Annotated in this window: 1 protein-coding gene; it reads left to right on the top strand. The window is 61.7% G+C overall.

Annotated elements, in window-relative coordinates; all coding sequences use genetic code 11:
• The first annotated feature begins 640 nt into the window (after positions 1–640).
• Complete coding sequence (ltrA, locus tag RCCGE510_RS32595) at positions 641–2,167, top strand: group II intron reverse transcriptase/maturase (RefSeq protein WP_007636202.1); 1,527 nt, start codon at positions 641–643, stop codon at positions 2,165–2,167.
• Positions 2,168–2,329 lie beyond the last annotated feature (162 nt).

The following is a 2,329-nucleotide window of genomic DNA, read 5'->3' as shown; positions in this document are numbered from 1 at the left end:
GCCGATGACTGCCATGACTTGGTTCGTGCGCCAAGAGTGACGGCTGGAAACCGTCACGCGCACTTGTTGCCCCTGCGGGGTGGGAGACCCCGACGCCAACGTGCCGCAAGCACGGGGGGTGAAGCAGACGGGTGAGGTAAGCCGGGTGCCTTCGGCGAGCCATAAATCAGCAGAACCCGTCAAAGTCGGACGACCAGGGACTTCCGCCCGTGGCCGGTCCGGCAAGCATGCCTGCTATGGGAAGAGTGATCGAACCGATGTCTGACGCCTCGTTGCAACATGGAACCTGCCAAACCGGAAGTGGGCAGGTCGGTCGAAAGACCGGAGTAGCGCCGATCTCCGTTGAATCACCGGAGATCAGGGGCGTGCGCTATCGCGCACGTCAGCCAGCGGCCCAGCTTGCGGTGGCCGATGGTCGGAGTTCTCACGGGGTAGAGTCGGTCCCTAAGGCAGGCGAAGGGACATCAGGTGAACTTGGGAACCTTGCCGTGTTCTCTCCCGCCGGACGGCGCGAGATGATCGAGGCGACCGATGATCGGTACGGCAGGGGGCGGAGTCTTCGTAGTAGTCCGAGGACGGGAAAGCCGTCCACATGGCGAAGGGAGACAGTGAGTGAAGCAAGCCGGCAGGAGGTGGGCCGATGAAGCCCGATGCGGTGAACACCGTGTTCGTCCTCGACATGCAGCGCAAACTTCACAGGTGGAGTGTCGCGGACGCCAACAAGGTGTTCGCGGATCTGTTCAACATCGTATGCGACCGCAGGACGCTCTCGGAAAGTTGGCGACGATTGTCCCGTAACAAGGGCAGTCGAACACCAGGAACCGATGGCGTCACGCGGAAAACGGTCGAAGAGTGGCCGGGCGGCGCTACGCAGTTCATCGAAGATATTCGAAACGAGCTGCGCGGCGGCACCTATCGGCCCGAGCCTGTCCGGCAAAGGCTGATCCCCAAACCGGGCAAACCCGGCAAGGTGCGTCCACTCGGCATTCCGACGCTCAGAGACCGACTGGTACAAATGGCTTTGAAGCTCGTGCTGGAACCGATCTTCGAGGCGGACTTCTATCCGTCCTCATACGGTTTCCGGCCCGGCAGGAGCACCCATGATGCGCTGGCGAACATCCAGCGTCATTTGCACCCCACACCCAGCGGCACCTCCGAGTACCGCTTCGTGATTGAAGGGGACATCAAGGGCTGCTTCGATGCCGTCAATCATCACGTGCTGATGGAGCGCGTACGCCGCCGTATTGGGGATCGTAATGTCCTCAGGCTCGTACTCGCCTTCCTGAAAGCTGGTGTCATGATCGAGGGTTCCGTCCATCACCCTGTCACGGGTACCCCGCAGGGCGGCATCATCTCGCCGTTGCTGGCCAACGTCTATCTGGCTGCCATCGACGAGAGATATGGACGGTGGTCGATGCGTCCTCGCGAGCGTCCGCAGAATGCAGCCGACCGGCGGCTCTATGACCGCCGGAGAAACAGGCCGACATTCTTCGCCGTGCGTTATGCCGACGACTTCGTCGTGCTGACGGATGGGACACTCAAGGACGCCGAAGCCGAAAAGCTGGCGCTGGCGCAGTTCCTCAAGCAGGAATTGCGAATGGAGCTATCGATGGAAAAGACCAGGATCACGCAGGTCGGGGAAGGCTTCGACTTCCTCGGCTACCGGGTGGTGCAGACCAAAGCGCGCCGCACCGGTCGTATGGTCGGCAATCTCTTCATACCGAAGAGCAAGCTGAAGGATCTGCGCCACAAGATCAAGGTCAGGGTGAAGGAGACACCGACAGGTCAATCCCTTGCCTATCTCATCGAGAGCCTCAACCCGGTCATCACCGGCTGGCGAAATTATTACCGCTACGCCACATGGGCTACGCGGGAGTTCTCCGGTCTGGATTGGTGGTTGTGGGAGCTCATCGGGCGCTGGTTGCGCAAGAAGCATCGGAAGGCAACATGGCGTGAGCTATGTCGCCGCTTCCGTCCAACAGCGCCCGACAGCCGCTGGCGATGGGTCGACGGACCGAAATCGCTGCGGTTCTTCCGGGAGGGCGGGTCAACCCGCTTCCCGTTCCGGGGCACACGCATACCGAACGGATGGAACGATCCCGACGAGAAGTTCCGAAAAGGAGCTGATCGCTTCTGGGCATCGTTCAACACCCTCATGTCCGTGTGAGGGCCACCCGTGGCGATCGCCACGCACGGAGAGCCGGTAGCTTGGAAACTTGCACGTCCGGTTCGGCGAGAGGGGCGCAGAAACCACCTGCCGCGAGGCAGGCAGGCGCTGTGCTCCTACTCTACCTTTCGTTGCCCGGGCCGCGCCCACCGCGGCCTCGAT

Source organism: Rhizobium sp. CCGE 510, from assembly GCF_000292525.1.
Lineage (GTDB): Bacteria > Pseudomonadota > Alphaproteobacteria > Rhizobiales > Rhizobiaceae > Rhizobium.
This window is presented reverse-complemented; position numbering and strand designations above follow the sequence as displayed.